The following is an 18,703-nucleotide window of genomic DNA, read 5'->3' on the forward strand; positions in this document are numbered from 1 at the left end:
CCGGATGCCGGCGCGCTCAGGCCGGCGCGAACCACGCGCTGGCGGTCCACATGCCGAGCGCCGTCAGCGTGAACGAACCAGTCAAGTGTAGGACAGCCACCGCGAACGCCCATCCGAATTCGCCCTGCAGCGCGTGCGTCATCACTTCGACCGAGTAGGTGGAGAACGTCGTGAGGCCGCCGAGGAAGCCGGTGATCACGAACAGCCGCCACTCGGGCGGCAGGCCGACGCGGCTCGTGAACACGACGGCCGCGATGCCGATCGCGTAGCCGCCGAGCAGGTTCGCGGCCAGCGTGCCGAGCGGCATGGCCGGCACGAACGCGTTGAGCGCGAGGCCCAGGAACCAGCGCAACACGGCGCCGAGCCCGGCGCCGACGAAGATCGCGACGATCGAAGGGAACACGAAAACTCCTTGCTGACGGCGCCGGATGGCCGGCGCGGCGTACGCCGAACTGTATGCGCAATCGTGCGGCGGCCGCAATGCCGGCGCGTCGTATCGTTCGCACACGGCCGCCGGATTCGCCATTTTCCGATGAATTACGCCGAACATTACAAATCCACAAAATAAATCGATTAATGAGTCAGCGGCCGTTCGGAAGTCGGAGAAACCTGCGCCAGGCGGTCCGTTCCGGTCATGACAAGCCCCATGCGCCGGGCATTCCGCGTATTTACCCTCATCCAGACATTCCCGCATCCTGCCGATATTCGATGTAATTCATTCCGGCTATTTCATAGAATCAATTCGCCGTCGATCCGTCGGCACGGGGAGATTCTCAAAATGAACAATATTCGCCTGTCGTCCATGTTGATTCCGGCGCTGTGCGCATCGCTGCTCGGGTCGAGCATCGCGCTCGCCGACGACGGCGCCCAGCAGTCGTACATCGAAGGCCACCGCGCGCCGAAAGGATTCGCCCGCCCGCCATTCCACACCAAGCCGCGTGCAAGCACGGCCACCGTCGCCGGCCTCACGCCCGCGCTCGTGCGGCACGCGTACGGATTCGATGCGCTCGCGAACCAGGGCGACGGGATGGTCGTCGCGATCGTCGACGCGTACGACGACCCGAAGATCGAGGCCGATCTCGGCGTCTTCAGCAACGCGTTCGTGCTGCCTGCCTGCACGTCGTCGAACGGGTGTTTCACCAAGGTGTATGCGCGCGGCACCCGGCCCAAGACGGACGCCGGCTGGTCGCTCGAGATGTCGCTCGACGTCGAATGGGTGCACGCCATCGCGCCGAAAGCGAAGATCGTGCTGGTCGAGGCCGCATCGGCGAGCTTTACCGATCTGATGGCTGCGGTCGACGTTGCGGTAAAACGCGGCGCGTCGGTCGTGTCGATGAGCTTCGGCGGCAACGAGTTCAGCGGCGAAACCGGCTACGACGGCCACTTCAACGTGCCGGGCGTCACCTTCGTCGCGTCGTCCGGCGACAGCGGCACCGGGACCGAGTACCCGGCCGCATCGCCGTATGTGGTGGCGGTGGGCGGCACGACGCTGTCGGTCGACGCAGCGGGCAACTACGTCGGCGAAGCGGCGTGGAGCGGCAGCGGCGGCGGCGTGAGCACCGCCGAGGGCGAGCCGGCCGGTCAGGCCGGCTGGCCGATTCCGGTGGCCGGCAAGCGTGGCGTGCCCGACGTCGGCTACGACGCGAATCCGTCCAGCGGCTTCGCCGTGTACGACTCGGTGACGTACCAGGGGCAGGCCGGCTGGTTCCAGGTCGGCGGCACGAGCGCCGGCGCACCGCAATGGTCGGCGCTCGTCGCGATCGCGAATTCGCTGCGCGCGGCGGCCGGCAAGAGCCGTCTGAGCGGCACCTACGACACGCTGTATGCGATCGGAAAGAGCGCGTACGGCAGCGACTATCACGACGTCACGATCGGGTCGAACGGCAGTTGCGGCAGCATCTGCAACGCGGCCGGCGGCTACGACTACGTGACGGGCCTCGGTTCGCCGGTCGCGCCGTCGCTCGTTCAGGCGCTCGTCGCGCAGCCGTAACCGCGCAACCGGCGGCGGCCGCGCGCCGCCGCCGCGTTCAAGCGCCGTGCCACGCGCGCTCGAGTTCGACGAGCGTCGCGAGCGCGCCGCCCTGCAGCCCGATCACGTCCGCGCGGCGCGCATGCGCTTCGCGTGCGTTGATGCGGATCACATCGGCGCCGAGCCGCTCGCTCGTCAGCCGGACGGTCGGGATCGCGGTGCCTGCGCCGAGCTCGACCACCACCACCCGCCCCGCCTGCGCGATCCATTCGTCGAGCGCGCGCTGCTGCGCGTCGTAGCGCTCGCCGAGCCAGCCGTGATCGCCGAACATCAGGATGTTCGGCCGCGCCAGGCCGCCGCAGCGCGGGCAGCGCGGCGGCTCGCCGATCAGCCGGCACGCGACGGCGTCGACGTCGGGGACGAACGATGCCGCATCCCACGTGTCGTCCGAGCACGGACGCAGACACTGCAGCGCGTGAATCGAACCGTGGATCTCGACGATGCGCGCCGGATCGAAGCCGGCTTTCTGAAACTGACCGTCGACGTTGCTCGTCAGCACGAAACCGCCGTTCGGCATCGCGTCGATCCAGCGTCGCAGGATCGCGAAGCCCTGATGCGGCAGCGTCTGTCGATACAGCGCAAGACGGTGCCCGTAGAAGCCCCACGCCAGCCGCGGTTGCGCGCGAAACGCCTGCGGCGACGCGATCTCGTGAAATTCGAAGCGCTCCTGGCGCAGCGCCGGATAGGCGCGCCAGAAGCCGTCCGTGCCGCGGAAATCGGGCAGCCCCGAATCGACGCCGATGCCGGCGCCGGCCGTCACGAGGAGCGCATCGGCGCGCGCGAGCGCCTCGACGGCGGCGCCGACGCGATCAGTGGGCAGTGGGAGTGGTGCGGCGGACGCATCGAAGGAACGGGAAAGCGGCATGGCGAAGCTGGGCAAAGAATCGAACGGTAGGCGGCGGATGTCGCGCGATCATACGCCGGTTCGAGCGCGATGCTGCGGCGGCGTGGCTGCACGGCGGCGCAGCGCAGTGCCGCGCCGAGCGTCGAGCGCACCGCGAACCGGTCGTTGTCGCCGCACGCACGGTCGGGCACGCCGCACGGCATTGCGTTCAGGCTTGCGGATTCTCCTGCGCGACCGGAATCGCCTCGACCGACGAGTAGACCGGCTTGCCGAACTGCTGTGCGAGCGTCACGTCCGCGTCCGCGCCGCGCGATGCGCCGTCGATCCGCAGCACCGCATCGCAGCGCCGCAACAGCCGGTGCGCCGCCGGATACAGGAACGATTCGCTGATCGCGTCGCCGATCGCCGTGGCGCCGGCCGCCGCGGCGAGCGGCAACGACAGCCACTCGCCGATCATCGGCACGTGCCCGCGGCGATACACCGCGAGCGCGGCCTGCTCGAGCCGACGCAGGTTGGCGGCGATGCGCGCGGGGTCGCCGTCGGTGCCGCTGCGCCACGGCCCGGCGACGAGCACCAGCAGCGGCGTCATGCCGGGCGCACGCCGGCGGTTTCCCGCAGCGCGACGTACTGCAGCAGCATGATGGTCTTCGCATCGACGATCTCGCCGCGCTCGATCGCGTCGAGCGCCGCGTGCAGCGGCATCTCGACGACTTCGAGATCCTCGCCCTCCTCCGCGACGCCGCCGCCGTCGCCGATGCGCAGCGACGCGTCGTATTCGCCGATGAAGAAGTGCAGCTTCTCCGTCACCGAGCCGGGGCTCATGAACGCCTCGAACACCTTGCGCACGCCGCGCACGCGGTAGCCGGTTTCCTCTTCCGCTTCCGCGCGGATACGCGCATCGGGCGTCGCATCGTCGAGCAGGCCGGCCGCCGCTTCGAGCAGCATCCCGTCGTGGCCGTTCACGAACGCCGGCATCCGGAACTGCCGCGTGAGCAGCACGTCGCCCGTCGCCGCATTGCGCAGCAGGATGGTCGCGCCGTTGCCGCGGTCGTACGTCTCGCGGCTCAGCCGCTGCCAGGTGCCGTCGCGGCGCAGGAAATCGAACGTCACCTTCTTCAGCACGTACCAGTCATCGGACAGCACCGTCGTATCGACGATACGGACGCGCTCATGCGTTGCGGCCATCGCGGCCTCCCCATTCGACATAGGACGGCGCCCATGGTAACGTGCAGTTTCGTGCAATTTCAAGATATTTCGTGCAATGCGATGCTGACGACCCAACGCAAGAAAGCGATCCTCGACGCGCTCGCCCGTGACGGCCAGGTGCTGGCCGTCGAACTGAGCGCGCAATTCGGCGTATCCGAAGACACCGTGCGGCGCGACCTGCGCGAGCTGGCCGCCGAAGGGCTGTTGCAGCGCGTGCACGGCGGCGCGCTGCCGGCGTCGCCGGCCGTCGCGCCGTTCGCGCAGCGCGAGACGCTGGAAACCGCGGAAAAGCGGCGCATCGCGCGGCGCGCCGCGCAGATGATCGCGCCGGGACAAGTCGCGATCGTCGATGGCGGCACGACGTCGGCGCTGCTCGTCAGCCAGTTGCCGGCCGACCTGCGCGCGACGATCGTCACGCACAGCCCGAGCGTGGCCGTCGCGCTGGCGGCGCATCCGTCGATCGACGTCATCCTGATCGGCGGGCGGCTGTACAAGCATTCGATCGTCGCGGTCGGCGCAGCGGCGATCGAAGGTATCTCGCGCATCCATGCCGACCTGTATTTCATGGGCGTCACCGGCGTGCATCCGGTCGCCGGCCTGAGCACCGGCGACTTCGAGGAAGCCGCGATCAAGCGCGCGCTCGCGGCACGCGCCGCGGAGACGGTCGTGCTCGCGTCGCAATCCAAATTGCGCGCGGCGTCGCAATTCGTGATCGGCGAGCTGGCGCTCGCGCAGGCCGTGGTCGTCGAGCAGGAAACCGACGTCGCCCTGACCGAGCCGATCGAGGCTGCCGGCGTGACGGTCGTGCGGGCGTAGCGCGGTGGAAAGCGGGATGAGCGCCGACGGCCCCACGTCAGCGTGCCGACAGGCAGGCCTTGCTACCATGGGCGACTGCCCAACCGACACGTCAGCGCCCGCCCGATGCCGACCGCCCCGAACTCCGTTCCAGACGCTATCGCCCCGCCTCCGGGCATCCTCGCCTTGTTCGCCGCGTTCGCGCAGATCGGCCTGACCAGCTTTGGCGGCGGATTGAGCGGGCGCATGATGCGCGCATTCGTGCACGAGCGGCGCTGGCTCGACGAGGAGGCGTTCCTGAACGGACTCGCGTTGTCGCAGGCGTTGCCGGGCGTCAATGTGAAGAACCTCGCGATCTGGATCGGCTACCGGCTCGCCGGATGGCGCGGCGCGGTGGCCGGCTTCACCGGCGTCATCGCGCCGCCCGCCGTGCTGATCGTGCTGTTCGGCGTCGCGCTCTCTGCACTCACGCGCTTCACGCTCGCCCACGTCGCGCTCGCCGGCGCCGCGGCCGCGGCGATCGGGCTGTCGATCTCGATGGCGATCACCGCGGTGCGCCGACTGCCGCGCCGTGCGCTGCCGCTGACGGTGATGACGCTCACGTTCGTGTCGGTGACCGTGCTGCACTGGCCGCTCGTGTGGACCGTGGTGATCGGCGGCACGCTGAGCGTCGCACTCGAATACCGTCGTGCGGCGCGCGCGACGGCCGGGGGGAGCGGCCGATGATCACGCCGTCCCGCTATGTCGCGCTGGCCGGCGTGTTCGCGCCGCTGTCGATCGCCACCATCGGCGGCGGCCAGGCGATCGTCGCCGATATCCAGCGGCAGGTCGTCGATGTTCATCACTGGATGACGGCCGCACAGTTCGTGAACGACTTCGCGATTGCGCGGATGGCGCCGGGCCCCGGCTCTCTGCTTGCAACGCTGATCGGGTGGCAGGTGGCCGGCTTCTGGGGCGCGGTGATCGCGACGCTCGCGCTGTTCGGGCCGACCGCGTTCCTCATTTACGGCGTCGCGCATCTATGGCGGCGGCACCAGGGCGCACGTTGGCAAGTCGCCCTCGAGGCCGGCCTGCGGCCGGTTGCAGCGGGGATGATTCTGGCGTCGGCCTGGGTGCTCCTGCAGGCGCTCGACGGCGGCTGGCCGGCCCGCGCGATCGCGCTTGCGTCGACTGCATGCGTGATGCTCACGCGCGTTCATGCGGTGCTGCTGATCGTCGTCGGGGCGTTGTTGCTGGTCGTCATGCATGCGATCGGCTGACGTCGGCGACCGCGCCGCGAGCCGTCGGCGCACCGCGCGATATTGGATGACGAACGGGGATTTGCGACTTGGCGAGACGCGCGTCGCTAGGGGTCGAAGCCTTGCAGCGCCCCCGTCGAGAATAAGATGGACATCGGCCACGAAGCGCGTATGATCAATTTATCCGAGCGCGCGTCACGTCCCAGATCGCTCGTCCCGCCCTCTGCCCTCTTGCTGCGTTGCGCCGTCATCCGCACGCATCGTTTTCTTTTCACCCCCACCCGTCGCGCCGCGTAGCGGTGATACCGGTCGGTTGCGTTCGTCCGTGCGATTTGTCGCGACGAACAGAGGAGTTCCTCATGAGCATGCATCTGTATCGTGGCTTCGAAATTTACCCGCTGATCTACCCGCACGTTCCGTCGCGGAACGGCAGTGCGCACAACTACGACGGCGGCTTCGACGCGGCCGTGAAGATCTGCCTGCGCGGCACCATCGACACGCTGACCCGCAGCGAGACGTTCCGGTTGGCCAGCAAGACGCCGTTCGAATCGGCGGGCGATGCGCGGCGGGCGTCGGTGCTGTACGCAGAGCAGGTCATCGATGGCAATCGCGGCGAGCAGCCGCTGTTCGCGTAGTTCCACCGATTCCACCGATGCATGTCGACGCGGCCGGCGACAGTCGGCTGGCGATTCGGAGCGCGAAATGATCATCGACGAATTGCTCGGCCTGATCGAGCGACACGAGATTTCCCCGACCGACGCTGTCCCGCAATACCGGCTTGCCGGATCCGCGTTGCGCCATCAACCCGAGTTGCAAATGTTCGCTGCCGTGCGCGCACTGTCGATCGGCGCCGGATATTCCGAGTTCGAGTCCGACGGGATAGCGAGCGCCGTCATGACGCGACTCGGCTAGCTTCCCACCACACGCTTTTAGAACAGGATCTGCATGACGACCATCATCCTCAAGCCCGACGAACCAGTCGAGGTCGCGCTGCGCCGCTTCCGGCGAAACATCGAGAAAACCGGACTCATCCGCGAGTTGCGCAGCCGCACCGGGTATGAGAAACCGACCACCGAGCGCAAACGCAAGAAAGCGAGCGCCGTGTCGAGACAGCGACTCCGCGCGAAGCGCATGCTGCCGCCGCGGAAGCTGTACTAGGGCGCGAGTCGTGTACGAGCCGCCCGTCGAAGTGCGTCCGTTCTTTCCATTGACGAAATGCGAAGTCGACTTCGATCGACAGAACGATGCGATCACGCTGTTGCCGAGCTTCTACGCGTTCGGCTGCGAGTACACCAGCCGCGGCCTGCGGATCGGTCGCGACGACGCGTTCAAATTGATCGCCGCGATCGAAAAGGCGCTGAGCGTCGATTAGCGGAGCGCGCGGTTGGACGCATCGGTCTCCGACCGGCGCTTTCGCACCGGACGGACCGAACGGTTCGTTCACGCGAATACGAAATACTTGCGCACCGTCTCCACGACTTCCCACGTTCCCTTCATGCCCGGCTCGATCACGAACACGTCGCCGGCCTTCAGGTGCACCGGTTCCTCGCCTTCCGGCGTGATGATGCAATAGCCGTCGAGGAAGTGGCAGTACTCCCATTTCTCGTAGTTCACTTCGAACTTGCCGGGCGTGCAGATCCACGTGCCCATGATCTTGCTGCCGTCGCGGGACACGTAAGCGTTGAGGTTCACGGTGTGCGGATCGCCGCCGATGCGCTTCCACTTGGTCGCATCGACGACGGGCATCGGGCAGGTCTTGCGCAGCACGGTGATGAAATCGGACATGTCGGCTCCTGAAGAACGAACGGATGAGAGGACTGTCACGTTAGTTCGAATGGTCGCGCACGGCTTGTGTCGTTCCGACATCGAGTCGTTCATTTTCGACATGGGCGGGCGGAGGGGTGGCGAGTGCGTTTTGGGAGCCGCGTCGCTTCGAGGCACGCGTCAGGCTCGTCGTCGATGATCATTCCGGTGCTGTTCGACCTGTGCGCGAGCGGCGCTAGCAGGCTGTTGAAATTGGATACGGTGTAAACGGGCGTTGCGAGCGGTGCGTTAGAGATATCGTGTTCATGATCTTGGGCAGACGAGAGCGATGCGCGGAATGGACGAGATGCAAGAACCGCTGTTCACGACGGTGAAGCTGGAAGACTTCGTGCCGGCCGATCACCCGTTGCGGCCGCTTCGGCTGCTGGTCAATCAAGCGCTGAAGCGGCTCAATGGGCTGTTTGGCACGATCTACGCGGATAGCGGCCGTGCGTCGATTGCGCCGGAGAAACTGCTGCGTGCATTGCTGCTGCAGGTGCTGTACTCGGTGCGCAGCGAGCGCATGTTGATGGAACAGATGCGCTACAACCTGCTGTTCCGTTGGTTCGTCGGACTGGCGATCGAAGACGCCGTCTGGGACCACTCGGTGTTCTCCAAGAACCGTGATCGTCTGCTCGAGCACGAAGTGGTCGAAGCGTTCTTTACCGAAGTCATGAGCTTGGCCGACAAGCAAGGGCTGCTGTCCAGAGAACACTTCTCGGTCGATGGCACGCTGATCCAGGCTTGGGCCAGCCACAAGAGCTTCCGGCCCAAGGACGGCTCGGACGATCCACCAGCCGGCGGTGGTCGCAATGTCGACACCGACTGGAAGGGCAAGCGGCGCAGCAACGATACGCATGAATCGAGCACCGATCCGGACGCGCGCCTGTTCCGCAAGGGGCGGCAAAGCGGAGCCATCCTTTGTTATCAGGGGCACATCCTGATGGAGAACCGCTCGGGCTTGGTGGTCGGCGCGGTGGTCAGCCACGCTGACGGTTTCGGCGAACGCGCAAGTGCGTTGCGCTTGCTCGATTGCGTGCCGGGCCGTCACGCCAAGACGCTCGGCGCCGACAAGGGTTACGACATGCGCGACTTTGTGCGGGACTGTCGTGCGCGCAAGGTGACGCCGCATGTCGCGCGCAACGACGCGCATCAAGGCGGCAGCGCGATCGATGGCCGCACCTCGCGGCACGCCGGTTATGGCATCAGCCAGGTGATTCGCAAGCGCATCGAAGAGCACTTCGGCTGGGGCAAGACCGTCGGCAGGATCCGACAGACCGCGTATCGCGGCATCAAGCGAGTCGACCAGCACTTCAAGCTGACGATGCTGGCGAGCAACCTGACTCGAATGGCTCGAATACTGGCAGCGGTGCCGCAGGGAGCAGCGCGATGAGCCGCCCAACCGTAGCTGTTGCGCGGCAACGCGCCGGCCGGCCCGCTCGCAAGCGGGGCATCCGGCACGATTCGTCAGCAACTCAGCGGCCAATCGCATACGAAACCCTTTTAAACAGTGCCCCGATCGTCGGAACGAGGCGCTTTTCAACAGCCTGCTAGGTCATAGACGGCGGCGGCAACGAGCATCACACTCGATCGCGCCGATTGTCTTGCACACCGGACTGGGCCCATCGTCGCCCCGATGGGCAGCAAACCTGTCGCTCAACTCGCGTGATGGGGCTGCGGGTCCGCGTAATGCCAGATGACCATTCCCCACGTCGTGCGCTGCGGCCCCGGCATCGGCGCTCCGGCTTCGACGTGAACCGAATCCTTGACAGCCGGACTTTGCCAGTAACCTCTGCGCGGACAAGGCTCCCCGGGCAGGGCCCGGAGCCTCGGTTGCACGACAGGCGTCGGGAAATAAGTCGCCTCTTCCGCCGGAATGCTGCCGTCCCGGTAACGCTTGTCTTCCCACAGCAGCCGCCAGGCCACCGCATGTTCGTCGTTGGTGCCTTCCAGCAAGTAGGTGTGGGCGATACTGCCTTTCAGGAAGTAACTCGGGCAACCGACCTTGCCGGCCGGAAACGATGGCTCCGAGATACCCTCGACTGGAATCTCCTCGCCGCTGTGAATCTCCCCGGCCGCGGATTCGTTCTTCGGCGGGCACGGAGGAAGGTCGGCGGGATAGCTGCGACCGGGCGGCCAATATCGCCATGCCGGGAGCGGCGCACTTTCGAACATCGATTCGTAAGTCCAGTGCTCAAAGACACGGGTCCCTCCATCGGCGCGTGTTCCGTATGCAAGCATCCCGGTAAAACCGAATCCGACCGTGCATTTAAGCGCATAGCAAATCAACCTCTCGATCCAGACGCCCTCCGCGAATCCGGTGGCATACACCGGGTCCGAAAAGTTGGTGTCCTTCAGTCCCAGCGCATGGAAAAACGGATCGTATTTACGGCCGATTTCGAGCGCACTCCGCCCAAACAACAGGTCACCACCTTGCTGGCTTCCTACGATCAACGCGTCGTACGCCGCTCTCTTGTCGAGACCTCGGCGCAATGCATCGATGCCGAGGTCCATTTGCACTAGCGCTCCGAGGAAGTCGCGAATATAGGCTTCTTCAAGCTCAACCTGATTTGGGCACGGCGTATCCAGTTGTTTCGCATACGCGGCCAGAAAGTCCCTGTACAGTCCAACGGCGTAGTCCAAGAACGTGAAACTGGTCCATTTCTTGAGCAGATGAAACGCCTTCGCCCGCGCATCGCGTTCCTGCTCGGCGGTCATGTTCGAAATATTCAACATCAGGGAGCCTGTTCCTCAGTCGATTGTTTTCCGACAACGGCAGTGGTTCGCCGCGCATAGCCTTCGTGTCTGATCTTGGCCGATCATTTCCGCTCTGCCGGGAAGGGTACTCGCCACGTCCGTCGAATCGTTGATATTGGGGCACCCATGCTGCGCAGCGCCACGAGAATGTGCAGTTCGCGTGAACGGCACATTCCGCAAACCGCTCGGAGACTCGCCCCACCGCCCCCTTGCCATCCCCACCCAACCCCCTGTACAATTGCGCGTTCTGCGGGCGTCGTATAATGGCCATTACCTCAGCTTCCCAAGCTGATGACGTGGGTTCGATTCCCATCGCCCGCTCCACCTTCGGCTGCCCGGCAGCCAGCGCAAGAGCCGCCTCGTCGAAGGCGGCTTTTTTGTACCATGTGCCCGTTCATCCGGCGCACCGCTACGCGTAACGGCCTCGCGCCCGAACCGAGTCTTACTCAGTCACCGATGATGCACGACGATCCGAACGAAGCCGGCCTGCCGCCGGACGACGCCGCCCTTCCCGACGAAGCCGCCGACGGCGCCGACGAAGTCAATCCGCTGCACCACCGCCGCATCCGCAGCTTCGTGACGCGCGCCGGCCGCGTGTCGACCGGCCAGCGCCGCGCGATCGACGAACTCGGCCCGCGCTTCGTCGTCCCGTACGCACCGACGCTGCCCGACTGGGACGCCGTGTTCGGCCGCAGCGCACCGCGCATCCTCGAGATCGGCTTCGGGATGGGCGCATCGACCGCCGAAATCGCCGCGCACCGCCCCGGCGACGATTTCCTCGGCGTCGAAGTGCACGAGCCGGGCGTCGGCGCGCTGCTGAAGCTGATCGGCGAGCAAGGCCTGACGAACATCCGCATCATCCAGCACGACGCGGTCGAAGTGCTCGAGCACATGCTCGCCCCGGAAAGCCTCGACGGCGTGCACATCTTCTTCCCCGACCCGTGGCACAAGGCGCGCCACCACAAGCGCCGGCTGATCCAGCCGCCGCTCGTCGCACAGCTCGCGGCGCGCCTGAAACCCGGCGCGTACCTGCATTGCGCGACCGACTGGCAAAACTACGCCGAACAGATGCTGGAAGTGCTCAGCGCCGAGCCGACGCTCGAAAACACCGCGGCCGACTACGCGCCGCGCCCCGACTACCGCCCGGTCACGAAGTTCGAACGCCGCGGCCTGCGGCTCGGCCACGGCGTCTGGGATCTGGTGTTTCGCAAGCGCGCCGCCTGAACCCGACGCACCCCGCGCAACGCAAAACGGCCCGACCGGCATCTGCCGATCGGGCCGTTCGTCATTGACCACTGCCTTCAACGCCGGGCGTCACGCCCAGTTGAGCCATCCGCTGTAACCGACGAGCAGCACGAACAGCCCAAACGCGATCCGGTACCACGCGAACACGGTGAAATCGTGCGTCGCGACGAAGCGCAGCAGCCAGCGCACGCACACGAACGCACTGACGAACGCGGCAACCAGCCCGAGCGCGAACAGGCCGAGCGAGTCGACCGTGAACGCCTGCCAATCCTTGACGGTTTCATACAGCGTCGCGCCGAAGATGATCGGAATCGCGAGGAAGAACGAGAACTCGGTCGCGACACGCCGGTCGAGCCCGAACAGCATCCCGCCGATGATCGTCGAGCCCGAGCGCGACATGCCCGGCACGAGCGCGAAGCATTGCGCGATGCCGACCTTCAGCGCATCCAGCGGAGTCAACGCGTCGACCGACTGCACGCGCGGCGGCTCGCTACGCTCGCGCTGCCGCGCCTCGGCCCACAGGATGATCGCGCCGCCGACGACCAGCGCAAACGCGACCGGCACCGGCGAAAACAGCACGGCCTTGATCTTCTTCTCCAGCAGCAGGCCGAGCGCGATCGCCGGAATCGTGGCGATCACGACGTTCAGCGTGAAGCGCCGCGCGTCGGGCCGGCTCGGCAGCCCGCACACGACCGACACGATCCGTTCGCGGTATTCCCAGCACACCGCCAGGATCGCGCCGAACTGGATCACGACGTCGAACGTCTTCGCGTGCGCATCGTTGAAATTGAGGAAGCTGCCCGCAACGATCAGGTGGCCGGTGCTCGACACCGGAAGGAATTCCGTCAGCCCCTCGACGACGCCGAGGATCAATGCCTTGCAGATCAGGATCCAGTCCATCCGTGGCCCAACTCCGAAGTAGTCGAAAGAAACGGCCACGTCAGCGCCGCGGCCCGCCCGGCCGCGCGCGCTGCGCCGTCATTTCTCGACGATCGCCACGCGTATGCCGTTTGTAAGAATCGTAATTGTACCGGGTTCGTAGTTCACGCCGGCAAATTGAAGTTGCTCGGGCTTGAACGTGTAGATCGGGTAGTTGGTCAGCACCTGCGTCGCGAGCAGCCCGGCCGCCGCGCCGACCTGTTGCGCGTACATTTGCGCGTCGCCGTCGAGCACGAGATTGTCGACGGCCGGCGCCTTCAGCACGACCGAGCGGCTCGGCGCGTCGTAAGCCAGCTGGCCCGACACGGTGAACTTGCCGCTCACCGGTTCGCGCAGGAACGGACTCGTGAAATGCGCATCCAGCTGCACCGCAACGCGGTTCTGGTCAGGCAGCAGGTTGACGGCCGGATTCGCGAGCGCGACGTCGACGACCTGCGCGACGGTCCGCTCGTACGGGAACTTGCGCGCGACGGCTTTCTGCACGTCGCCGCGCGAAAACGTGTAGTGATCCGGAATGAACGGGAACGTCGACGCGCAGGCGGCAAGCGATATCGACACGCCGAGTGCGCCGGCACAGGCGGCGACGAAACGGCGCCGGCCGGGCGTGCAAGGTGCGGTCATGCTGGACAATCTCCTGTATCGGGCGCGGCCGCGGTCGGACGACCGGCCGTGCGATGAAGTGCGATGCACCGACGTTAGTGCGGCGTCGCGCGCGGCGGGTTCCACGGGCGCACCGCCCGCGCGCCGCGGCGCGACGGCGCGACGGCTGGCTAACGGCCGGCGCCCGCGTCTGGCGAAGGCTGCGTGGCGATCTCGAGGTGCGCGAGCCATGCAAGCGCGTCGTCGCGCGACACGCCGCACATCTCGTCGGACGGCTGCAACCCCGAGCAGCACGCGGGCCGCTCCGGTCGGCCGAAAATCCGGCACTGCAGATCGTCGCCGAGCTGCGCGCAGCGCACGCCTGCGGGCTTGCCGTTCGGCATGCCGGGAAGCGGCGAGGAAATCGACGGCGCGATGCAGCACGCGCCGCAGCCGGGGCGGCATGCATGCGGCGACACGGCATCGGCGGACGCCGGGCGGACAGGTATTTCGACGGACACTCGGCTCTCTCGAACGGACAACAAAAACGGTGCGGCAACCGGACGCGGCGTGCGGCGGCCCACCGCACATTGTGCCACCGCCGGCTGCGACGTTATTACACAATGCGGCCGGAGCGCGCGTTTATATACTCGGACGCATTCGAATAGCGCGAGACCATCATGAGCTCCGGTTCTGCCGACACCCTGTTCCGCCCCGATTTGCTCGCGAAATACGGCGCGAACGGCCCGCGCTATACGTCCTACCCCACCGCCCTGCAGTTCCGCGACGATTTCGATCCGGCCGACTACGCGCGCGCCGCGCGCGATCCCGGTGCGTCGTCGAGCGAGCTGTCGCTGTACTTCCACATCCCGTTCTGCAACACGGCCTGCTTCTACTGCGGCTGCAACAAGATCGCGACCAACAACCACCGGCGCGCGCGCCCGTACCTTGAACAGCTGAAGCGCGAGCTCGCGCTGCAGGCCGCGCTGTTCGACCCCGCGCGCCCGGTCACGCAGCTGCACTGGGGCGGCGGCACGCCGACCTTCCTGTCCGATGCCGAGACGGCCGAGCTGATGGCCGCCACGCGCGAGCATTTCACGCTCGCGCCGGACATGGACGCCGAATTCTCGATCGAGATCGACCCGCGCACCGTCACGCCGGCGACGCTCGTGCATCTGCGCAATATCGGCTTCAACCGGCTGAGCCTCGGCGTGCAGGATTTCGACCCGGTCGTGCAGCAGGCGATCAACCGCGTGCAGCCACGCGCGATGACGGCCGACCTGATCTCGGCCGCACGCACGACGGGCTTCCATTCGGTCAGCGTCGACCTGATCTACGGGCTGCCGCACCAGACGGTCGCCGTGTTCGCACGCACGCTGGAGACGATCATCGAGCTCGCGCCGGACCGCCTGTCGGTGTTCGGCTACGCGCACATGCCGCACCTGTTCAAGATGCAGCGGCAGATCGACGACGCCACGCTGCCGTCGCCCGAAACGCGCATCGCGCTGCTCGGCCTCGCGATCGACATGCTGACGTCGGCCGGCTACGTCTACATCGGGATGGATCACTTCGCGAAGCCGACCGACGAACTCGTGCGCGCGCAGCAAAACGGCACGCTGCAGCGCAATTTCCAGGGCTACAGCACGCGGGCCGATACCGATCTGATCGGGATCGGCGTGTCGTCGATCGGCAAGGTCGGCGACGTCTACGCGCAGAACGCGAAGGACCTGCCCGGCTACGGTGCCGCCCTCGACGCGGGCCGGCTGCCGATCGCGCGCGGCGTGCGTCTGACGGCCGAAGACCGCCTGCGCCGCGACGTGATCACGCAGCTGATGTGCAACCTCGAGCTGCCGTTCTCGCACATCGAAGCGGCGCACGGCGTGCACTTCGCCGAGCACTTCGCGCGCGAGCTGGAAGCGCTGCGCCCGTTCGAGCGCGACGGGCTGCTCAGCATCGCCGGCGACCGCCTGACGATCCATCCGGCCGGCCGGATGGTGGTGCGCAACATCGCGATGGCCTTCGACGCGTATCTGGCGCAAACACCACGCCAGCGCTATTCACGCACCGTCTAGCGCGGCGCGGCACATGCGGGCGGCTGGTTTGATAAAGTAAGGGGCTCGACGCCTCTGCAACCATCCGCACCATGCGCACCACCAAAGCGACCAACGCGGTCGAACGCCTGAAGGCCCGCTCCGGCAACCCGCAGTTCGCGGCCGTTGCGATGGCCGGCGGCCTGTTCTATCTGGTCGACCGCTCGGGCGGCACCGCCGAAAAACGCAGCGAACCGCTTCCGCTCGACGAATTCGTCCGCTTCGTCGACGAATTCGGCCCCAAAAAGCCGCGCAAGGCCAGCAAGCTGGACCTCGCGTTCGAGGCGCAGATCAAGAAGAGCAATGCGTAAAGGTCTGTTGCAGGCTGCCTGAAGGCTTTGCCGACGCCCCGTTTGGTACAATCACGAAGTTTTTCTATCCCCGCTGACGGCCGATTTGGCTGCGTGACCACACCATGAATATCGAAAACGCGCGTTTCAACATGATCGAACAACAGATCCGGCCGTGGGACGTGCTGGACCTGGACGTCCTGGGCCTGCTGTCGATCGTCAAGCGAGAAAACTACGTTCTGCCCGAACACCGCGATCTGGCGTTCGCCGATCTCGAACTGCCGCTGCCGGGCGGCACCAGCAAGATGCTGTTCCCGCGCGTCGAAGCGCGCGTGCTGCAGGATCTGGCGGTCAAGAAGCACGAGAACGTCCTCGTGATCGGTGCGGGCTCCGGCTACCTGGCCGCCCTGTTCGCACATCGCGCGCAGCACGTGACGGCGGTCGACATCGATCCGACGATCGCGAAGTTCGCAGCCGACAACCTGCGCAACGACGGCGTGACGAACGCCGAAGTCGTGCTCGGCGACGGCTCGCTCGGCTGGCCCGCCAAGGCGCCGTACGACGTGATCTGCGTCGCGGGCGGCCTGCCGGTCGTGCCGCAGCAGATGCTCGAACAGCTGAAGGTCGGCGGCCGCCTGTCGGCATTCGTCGGCGGCCGTCCGGTGATGAAGGCGCAGATCATCACGCGCATCGACGACAAGCAGTACCGCGTCGCCGACGTGTTCGAAACCTACGTGAACCACCTCGTGAACGCGATCGAGCCGTCGCGCTTCAAGTTCTGAGCGGCGGCGCAGCCATGCAGATCCTGACGCCCGCGATGCTCGCCGACTGGCTGCGCGATCCGGCACGCCCGGCGCCGGTCGTGCTCGACGTGCGCGAACCGTGGGAAATCTCGACCGCCCAGATCGCCGGCAGCGTGTCGATCCCGATGCAGCAGATTCCCGCACGCAGCGAGGAGCTCGACGACGAAGCCGAGATCGTCTGCGTGTGCCATCACGGGATGCGCAGCGCGCAGGTCGCGATGTTCCTCGAATCGCGCGGCTTCACGAAGCTGTACAACCTGCAAGGCGGAATCGACGCGTGGTCGCGCGACGTCGATCCGTCCGTGCCGCGCTACTGACTTCCGCGCGGCGCGTCATGCGCCACCACGCCGACCGCTCGCCGCGGTCGCGCCGATTCGCCGAACGGGCGCGCATTGCGCGCCCGTTTCATTTCCGCCGACGGTTGCCACGCTGTCGTCGCCTGTCGCGCCCTCTCCTGCCCCGTCCCGCCCCGTCCGAGCGCACGTGATGCGTGCGCCCGCACGCGGATGCACCATTTCCGCCCGCCCGAGCGCACCGCGACGGATCGCCGATGCCGCACGACGCGCCACGCGCACCGCACCGACGCCCCGCATCGCGCCGTAACGGCACGCCGGGCGTGCATCGACACGACTGGCACATGCCTTGCGTTACACCGATGCCGGCGCCGCCCACGGCGCACGCACAACCAACACGTCAAGGGGATATCGATGAAACGTCGCAGTCTGCTGAAGTTCGGTTCGATGGCCGGTGCGCTCGCGCTGGCGGGCAAGAGTCCGTTCGCGCATGCGGCCGATGCAGGCACCGGCCCGATCAAGGTCGGCATCCTGCACTCGCTGTCGGGCACGATGGCGATCTCCGAGACGTCGCTGAAGGACACCGCGCTGATGACGATCGCCGACATCAACAAGAACGGTGGCGTGATGGGTCGCAAGCTGGAGCCGGTGGTCGTCGATCCTGCCTCGAACTGGCCGCTGTTCGCCGAGAAGGCGCGCCAGCTGCTCACGCAGGACAAGGTCGCGTGCGTGTTCGGCTGCTGGACGTCGGTGTCGCGCAAGTCGGTGCTGCCGGTGTTCGAGGAACTCAACGGTCTGCTCTACTACCCGGTGCAGTATGAAGGCGAGGAAATGTCGCGCAACGTGTTCTACACGGGCGCGGCGCCGAACCAGCAGGCGATCCCGGCCGTCGAGTACCTGATGAGCGCCGAAGGCGGCGGCGCCAAGCGCTTCTTCCTGCTCGGCACCGACTACGTGTATCCGCGCACGACCAACAAGATCCTGCGCGCGTTCCTGAAATCGAAGGGCGTGAAGGACGCCGACATTCAGGAGGTCTACACGCCGTTCGGCCACAGCGATTACCAGACCATCGTCGCGAACATCAAGAACTTCGCGCAAGGCGGCAAGACGACCGTGATCTCGACCATCAACGGCGATTCGAACGTGCCGTTCTACAAGGAGCTCGGCAACCAGGGGATCAAGGCGACCGACGTGCCGGTGGTCGCGTTCTCGGTCGGCGAGGAGGAACTGCGCGGGATCGACACGAAGCCGCTCGTCGGCCACCTTGCCGCATGGAACTACTTCATGTCGGTGAAGAACCCGACCAACACGAAGTTCAAGGACCAGTTCGCCGCGTGGGTGAAGGCGAACAACCTGCCGGGCGGCGCGAAGCGCGTGACCAACGATCCGATGGAGGCCACCTTCGTAGGCATCCATATGTGGAAGCAGGCCGTCGAGAAGGCGAAGAGCACCGACGTCGACAAGGTGCGCGTCGCGATGATCGGCCAGACCGTCGCCGCGCCGTCGGGCTTCACACTCACGATGGACGGCAACCACCACCTGCACAAGCCGGTGATGATCGGCGAGATCCGCGGCGACGGGCAATTCAACGTCGTGTGGAAGACCAAGACGGCCGTGCGCGCACAGCCGTGGAGCCCGTTCATCGCGGGTAACCAGGGCAAGCCGGACGTCGTCAGCTCGATCCCGGCGTTCCTGCGCCGGCAGCGCGCGGCGCTCGCCTGATGCCGGCCGGAGCGCACGCGCTGCATACGTCGCACACGTCGCGCACGTTGCACGCGGCGCTCCGGTCGCA

Annotated in this window: 24 protein-coding genes and 1 tRNA gene; 16 read left to right on the plus strand and 9 right to left on the minus strand. The window is 66.4% G+C overall.

The annotated features are described in order from the left end of the window. Positions 1 to 16 precede the first annotated feature (16 nt). A complete protein-coding gene (gene crcB, locus MBR110_RS13015) occupies positions 17 to 403 on the minus strand; it encodes a fluoride efflux transporter CrcB (protein WP_011883633.1) in 387 nt (128 codons plus the stop codon). 375 nt (positions 404 to 778) lie between these two features. Between crcB and MBR110_RS13020 the strand changes: the two genes are divergently transcribed. Further along, a complete protein-coding gene (locus tag MBR110_RS13020) occupies positions 779 to 1,990 on the plus strand; it encodes a S53 family peptidase (protein WP_059733963.1) in 1,212 nt (403 codons plus the stop codon). 37 nt (positions 1,991 to 2,027) lie between these two features. On the opposite strand, the gene MBR110_RS13025 is transcribed toward MBR110_RS13020, so the two are convergent. From MBR110_RS13025 to MBR110_RS13035, 3 genes are all read right to left on the minus strand, one after another. Next, a complete protein-coding gene (locus tag MBR110_RS13025; protein WP_059733961.1) occupies positions 2,028 to 2,894 on the minus strand; it encodes an SIR2 family NAD-dependent protein deacylase in 867 nt (288 codons plus the stop codon). Between the two features lie 187 nt (positions 2,895 to 3,081). Next, complete coding sequence (locus tag MBR110_RS13030; RefSeq protein WP_059733959.1) at positions 3,082 to 3,462, minus strand: hypothetical protein; 381 nt, start codon at positions 3,460 to 3,462, stop codon at positions 3,082 to 3,084. Further along, on the minus strand, positions 3,459 to 4,058 hold the full coding sequence (locus tag MBR110_RS13035) for an NUDIX domain-containing protein (protein ID WP_059460709.1): 600 nt from the start codon (positions 4,056 to 4,058) through the stop codon (positions 3,459 to 3,461). Before MBR110_RS13035 ends, MBR110_RS13030 begins: the two co-directional genes overlap by 4 nt. A gap of 81 nt (positions 4,059 to 4,139) precedes the next feature. On the opposite strand from MBR110_RS13035, the gene MBR110_RS13040 reads away from it, so the two are divergent. From MBR110_RS13040 to MBR110_RS13070, 7 genes are all read left to right on the plus strand, one after another. Then, entirely contained in the window at positions 4,140 to 4,895 is a 756-nt protein-coding gene (locus MBR110_RS13040; protein WP_043291640.1) for a DeoR/GlpR family DNA-binding transcription regulator, read from the plus strand. Positions 4,896 to 5,000: 105 nt separating this feature from the next. After that, positions 5,001 to 5,600 (plus strand): chromate transporter, encoded by a 600-nt coding sequence (locus MBR110_RS13045; RefSeq protein ID WP_059733957.1) that lies wholly within the window; start codon positions 5,001 to 5,003, stop codon positions 5,598 to 5,600. Further along, positions 5,597 to 6,133, plus strand: coding sequence for a chromate transporter (locus MBR110_RS13050; RefSeq protein WP_014722602.1), 537 nt, complete (start codon positions 5,597 to 5,599; stop codon positions 6,131 to 6,133). The genes MBR110_RS13045 and MBR110_RS13050 overlap by 4 nt, the downstream gene beginning before the upstream one ends. Before the next feature lie 338 nt (positions 6,134 to 6,471). Further along, positions 6,472 to 6,747: a hypothetical protein gene (locus MBR110_RS13055; RefSeq protein ID WP_014722601.1), complete on the plus strand. Its 276-nt coding sequence runs from the start codon at positions 6,472 to 6,474 to the stop codon at positions 6,745 to 6,747. A 67-nt stretch (positions 6,748 to 6,814) separates the two neighbouring features. Further along, on the plus strand, positions 6,815 to 7,024 hold the full coding sequence (locus MBR110_RS13060; protein ID WP_034194099.1) for a hypothetical protein: 210 nt from the start codon (positions 6,815 to 6,817) through the stop codon (positions 7,022 to 7,024). Positions 7,025 to 7,057: 33 nt separating this feature from the next. Continuing rightward, positions 7,058 to 7,270, plus strand: coding sequence for a 30S ribosomal protein S21 (gene rpsU, locus MBR110_RS13065; RefSeq protein WP_011883613.1), 213 nt, complete (start codon positions 7,058 to 7,060; stop codon positions 7,268 to 7,270). A 10-nt stretch (positions 7,271 to 7,280) separates the two neighbouring features. Further along, positions 7,281 to 7,484 (plus strand): hypothetical protein, encoded by a 204-nt coding sequence (locus MBR110_RS13070; protein WP_014722600.1) that lies wholly within the window; start codon positions 7,281 to 7,283, stop codon positions 7,482 to 7,484. A gap of 68 nt (positions 7,485 to 7,552) precedes the next feature. Here MBR110_RS13070 and MBR110_RS13075 read toward each other — a convergent pair whose 3' ends face one another. Then, the gene (locus tag MBR110_RS13075; protein ID WP_011883612.1) at positions 7,553 to 7,897 is read right to left on the minus strand and encodes a cupin domain-containing protein; all 345 of its coding nucleotides are present in this window, start codon (positions 7,895 to 7,897) and stop codon (positions 7,553 to 7,555) included. 316 nt (positions 7,898 to 8,213) lie between these two features. On the opposite strand from MBR110_RS13075, the gene MBR110_RS13080 reads away from it, so the two are divergent. Continuing rightward, positions 8,214 to 9,308 carry an IS5 family transposase gene (locus MBR110_RS13080; RefSeq protein ID WP_009961431.1) on the plus strand — a complete coding sequence of 365 codons (1,095 nt, stop codon included), beginning with the start codon at positions 8,214 to 8,216 and terminating at the stop codon, positions 9,306 to 9,308. 263 nt (positions 9,309 to 9,571) lie between these two features. On the opposite strand, the gene MBR110_RS13085 is transcribed toward MBR110_RS13080, so the two are convergent. Then, entirely contained in the window at positions 9,572 to 10,651 is a 1,080-nt protein-coding gene (locus tag MBR110_RS13085; protein ID WP_230948539.1) for an Imm72 family immunity protein, read from the minus strand. Between the two features lie 270 nt (positions 10,652 to 10,921). On the opposite strand from MBR110_RS13085, the gene MBR110_RS13090 reads away from it, so the two are divergent. Next, positions 10,922 to 10,996, plus strand: a tRNA-Gly gene (locus tag MBR110_RS13090). A gap of 132 nt (positions 10,997 to 11,128) precedes the next feature. Continuing rightward, a complete protein-coding gene (trmB, locus tag MBR110_RS13095; protein WP_011883607.1) occupies positions 11,129 to 11,896 on the plus strand; it encodes a tRNA (guanosine(46)-N7)-methyltransferase TrmB in 768 nt (255 codons plus the stop codon). 90 nt (positions 11,897 to 11,986) lie between these two features. Here trmB and MBR110_RS13100 read toward each other — a convergent pair whose 3' ends face one another. The 3 genes from MBR110_RS13100 to MBR110_RS13110 all read right to left on the minus strand — a co-directional run bounded on the left by MBR110_RS13100 (position 11,987) and on the right by MBR110_RS13110 (position 13,956). Beyond that, complete coding sequence (locus MBR110_RS13100; RefSeq protein WP_011883604.1) at positions 11,987 to 12,817, minus strand: undecaprenyl-diphosphate phosphatase; 831 nt, start codon at positions 12,815 to 12,817, stop codon at positions 11,987 to 11,989. A 78-nt stretch (positions 12,818 to 12,895) separates the two neighbouring features. Next, positions 12,896 to 13,477, minus strand: coding sequence for a DUF1439 domain-containing protein (locus MBR110_RS13105; RefSeq protein ID WP_011883603.1), 582 nt, complete (start codon positions 13,475 to 13,477; stop codon positions 12,896 to 12,898). Positions 13,478 to 13,626: 149 nt separating this feature from the next. Beyond that, positions 13,627 to 13,956, minus strand: coding sequence for a YkgJ family cysteine cluster protein (locus MBR110_RS13110; protein WP_059733951.1), 330 nt, complete (start codon positions 13,954 to 13,956; stop codon positions 13,627 to 13,629). 159 nt (positions 13,957 to 14,115) lie between these two features. Between MBR110_RS13110 and hemN the strand changes: the two genes are divergently transcribed. From hemN to urtA, 5 genes are all read left to right on the plus strand, one after another. Further along, positions 14,116 to 15,507 carry an oxygen-independent coproporphyrinogen III oxidase gene (gene hemN, locus MBR110_RS13115; RefSeq protein ID WP_046425136.1) on the plus strand — a complete coding sequence of 464 codons (1,392 nt, stop codon included), beginning with the start codon at positions 14,116 to 14,118 and terminating at the stop codon, positions 15,505 to 15,507. A gap of 71 nt (positions 15,508 to 15,578) precedes the next feature. Further along, on the plus strand, positions 15,579 to 15,836 hold the full coding sequence (locus tag MBR110_RS13120; protein ID WP_034194096.1) for a hypothetical protein: 258 nt from the start codon (positions 15,579 to 15,581) through the stop codon (positions 15,834 to 15,836). A gap of 104 nt (positions 15,837 to 15,940) precedes the next feature. Then, the gene (locus MBR110_RS13125) at positions 15,941 to 16,597 is read left to right on the plus strand and encodes a protein-L-isoaspartate O-methyltransferase family protein (protein WP_014722591.1); all 657 of its coding nucleotides are present in this window, start codon (positions 15,941 to 15,943) and stop codon (positions 16,595 to 16,597) included. 14 nt (positions 16,598 to 16,611) lie between these two features. After that, a complete protein-coding gene (locus MBR110_RS13130; RefSeq protein ID WP_059455904.1) occupies positions 16,612 to 16,935 on the plus strand; it encodes a rhodanese-like domain-containing protein in 324 nt (107 codons plus the stop codon). 390 nt (positions 16,936 to 17,325) lie between these two features. Next, positions 17,326 to 18,633, plus strand: a complete 1,308-nt coding sequence (urtA, locus tag MBR110_RS13135) for an urea ABC transporter substrate-binding protein (RefSeq protein WP_011883592.1) — start codon at positions 17,326 to 17,328, stop codon at positions 18,631 to 18,633. The last annotated feature ends 70 nt before the right edge of the window (positions 18,634 to 18,703 follow it).

It is taken from the genome of Burkholderia sp. MBR-1, from assembly GCF_013822785.1.
Taxonomy (GTDB): Bacteria; Pseudomonadota; Gammaproteobacteria; order Burkholderiales; family Burkholderiaceae; genus Burkholderia; species Burkholderia vietnamiensis.